The sequence below is a fragment of the uncultured Aliivibrio sp. genome, from assembly GCF_946479765.1.
GTDB lineage: Bacteria > Pseudomonadota > Gammaproteobacteria > Enterobacterales > Vibrionaceae > Aliivibrio.
The window spans coordinates 1-2,665 of record NZ_CAMLHO010000116.1; the positions used below are offsets into that span (position 1 = coordinate 1).

Sequence of the window (2,665 nt, forward strand, 5' to 3'; positions counted from 1 at the left end):
AAAAATTTCGGACTCAGTACGCACAACGCCTGCATAACACGTTTGCTACTATGCAATTATACTTAATATTGACGCCTTAAAACGAGAAACACTCGGCAAACTGAGATTGCCGAGTGTAGTAAATCGTGTTGATGCATTTGTTATACGCGCTGCTTATTAAGCATCAATTTTACATTTTCGATATCATCACAGCTATTATTTCTATGAATTACAGCATGGCAATTCGGACATACAGGGCGTAAATCGTTAATTGGGTCTATTTTATATTCGCAACCTAGCTCTGATATAGGGGTAATATGATGTACATGAATTATATTTTTTGCATCTACACCGTAAATATCCTCTGAATTAAATCCACAAATAACACAGGTTGTGCCATATTGTTCAATACATTTTATTTTAGCTTTCTGATTTCGTTCATACTTATTCACGACGATACTTTTTTTAGCTCCTTCAAAAAAATTAGTATCAACCTCCTCTGGCAGTAATATATCCAAAGTATTTTCTAACTCGTTACTGCCATATAAGTACAATTGCTTATTACGATAATCAACTAGAACATCATCATTTGCAAAAAGCCCTACACTATTAACAATATTAGAGAGTCTAAATTTTTCACCATGCACATAAGCATCAGGACAAATCCATGCATAGTCATACTTGCTAGTCATGCGCAGTCCAACTTGGAACTTTTTGTCGTTTATAACTAGGTCGATATTAACTCTTTCACCTTCAACGAAAGGTAAGTTGCCACAGTTCCCCTTTTTTAGGTGAATTTCTAAATAATCACTGCCATCTGAATAATTATTAGTTCTTCTAACTTTACCTTTGACCATTTTTTACTACCTATCGTCGATTCCGTCAAGCGTATAACGCCAGCATAACACGTTTGCTACCATGCAGATTAAGCTCAAATTTACCACTAAATACGGTAAACAAAAAGAAATCTAGAATGCCGAATGTAGCAAATCGTGTTGATGCGATTGTTATGTTTCTTCCCGATCGTAGAGCTTTCTCCCATAATCCAAACACTGCCAAGCATGACTATCTTCTTCAATTTTTAATTCATCAAACCAAGTTTCTCTCGCTGCCATTAAATCAAATCTAGTTATAATCCCCCGCGCCTTAAGCTCTCTTTTAAGCTTTACTCGATAGTCAGAATGAGCATGAATATTATCCCCTTCCATATACAAATATTTAGCAGCACTATCTTCGTATACAGCATAAAAATCATAATCACTATTATGTCGATGAGTTCCTTTGGCCCTGGAGCCATAAAGATACAATTTTTTAAATGTATCTTCCCTATTCAGAAGTTCTATCAAACCTTCAAATAGTAATTCAGACTCTTTGTCATCATTTTTTAGAGGCCGTTGTAGTGAAACTTCACTCTCACCATAACTCCTCCCATCAATTTCCTCAGACTCTGTTGAACTAAGTTTAGTTTTAAAAAAGTTCGTAATAAATTTAATAACATGATCTCCTTTGAAAATAGAATACTCGGAAACATAACGCCTGCATAACACGTTTACTACTATGCAATTATACTTAAAATTGACGCCTTAAAACGAAAAACACCCGACAAGCTGAGATGCCGAGTGTAGTAAATCGTGTTGATGCATTTGTTATGTGAATAACTTAAACTTACTAATTCCTTTTATCTTCGCAAACCACCAGGTTTACTTGAACCACCTTTCTTAGTGAGTTTCTGATTATTTATTTTTCCTAACTCTCTACTTGCTATAACTTTCAATTCATTTAATTCTTTTAAATTATTAAATCGAGTTCCAACCAACTTTCCTTTATCATTTCGACTGTATAGTACAGACTTAAAAGGAACATCAAGCCCTTGAGCCGTACCACCTGCAACTTTATTCAAATGCTCTACATACAGAGTGAAACTTGTACAATCGACACCTATTACTCCATCGATAAAGTTCTGAACAAATAGTTCATGCCCACTAGAGCTTTCTGGTATAAGGTGATCGCTGATGTCAAAAAGTGGACATACTAAATCTATATAAGGATTAAACTCAGCTTCTAAGGACTTTTTATTTAATCCCCATCCTATAAAATGACAGTCACGTGATATTAACGCCCATTCTTCACTCAACCTTTCACATAATTTTCTGCGAAGTGGTTTTTTATTCTCAGCAACAATTTCGGCCTTAAACTCTTTGAATTCTATTAATATATTCTTAGAATCATTGCCAACGAAAAAATCAGCAAACTTTCGGTCTTGGCTACCCGAAAAATTCCCCATAGAATACATCGCTTCTTGTCCATATTCGTCACGAAACTCATCTTTTATGTATCCAGAGAAGAAATCAATTACTTGAGACTCACCCATTTTGTTTTGCATATTTACCCTTAGTATATTTAATTCAACTATTTTTATAGGCCAGATTCACATAACGCTGGCATAACACGTTTATTACTATGCAAACCAACCTGAATTAACCACCTTAATCACGAAACCCAAGGCAAACCCAGAACGCCGAATGTAATAAATCGTGTTGATGCGATTGTTGTGCGTGCTTACTTTCGGCTTGGCTACTTGGTAAAGAACTGCCCTGCCAATATTTTCTAAGCCCTGATTCTAATTTACCGATAGTAATTAAGCGAACAAAATGTTCTTAAATTGCGAGATAAAGTGAATGGAAAA

The 2,665-nt window shown here is 35.2% G+C and carries 3 protein-coding genes; all 3 read right to left on the reverse strand.

The features are described 5' to 3' along the window. Positions 1 to 140: 140 nt before the first annotated feature. The 3 genes from Q1K78_RS17310 to Q1K78_RS17320 all read right to left on the reverse strand — a co-directional run bounded on the left by Q1K78_RS17310 (position 141) and on the right by Q1K78_RS17320 (position 2,362). Complete coding sequence (locus tag Q1K78_RS17310; protein ID WP_300181699.1) at positions 141 to 836, reverse strand: HNH endonuclease; 696 nt, start codon at positions 834 to 836, stop codon at positions 141 to 143. A gap of 150 nt (positions 837 to 986) precedes the next feature. Continuing rightward, positions 987 to 1,526 carry a nucleotidyltransferase domain-containing protein gene (locus Q1K78_RS17315; protein ID WP_300181701.1) on the reverse strand — a complete coding sequence of 180 codons (540 nt, stop codon included), beginning with the start codon at positions 1,524 to 1,526 and terminating at the stop codon, positions 987 to 989. Between the two features lie 131 nt (positions 1,527 to 1,657). Beyond that, complete coding sequence (locus Q1K78_RS17320; RefSeq protein WP_300181703.1) at positions 1,658 to 2,362, reverse strand: hypothetical protein; 705 nt, start codon at positions 2,360 to 2,362, stop codon at positions 1,658 to 1,660. Between the last annotated feature and the right edge of the window lie 303 nt (positions 2,363 to 2,665).

Bases quoted from the DNA above. Each gene is read 5' to 3' on its own strand.
- Q1K78_RS17310 (WP_300181699.1), bottom strand. From the start codon at position 836: ATGGTCAAAGGTAAAGTTAGAAGAACTAATAATTATTCAGATGGCAGT.
- Q1K78_RS17320 (WP_300181703.1), bottom strand. From the start codon at position 2,362: ATGCAAAACAAAATGGGTGAGTCTCAAGTAATTGATTTCTTCTCTGGA.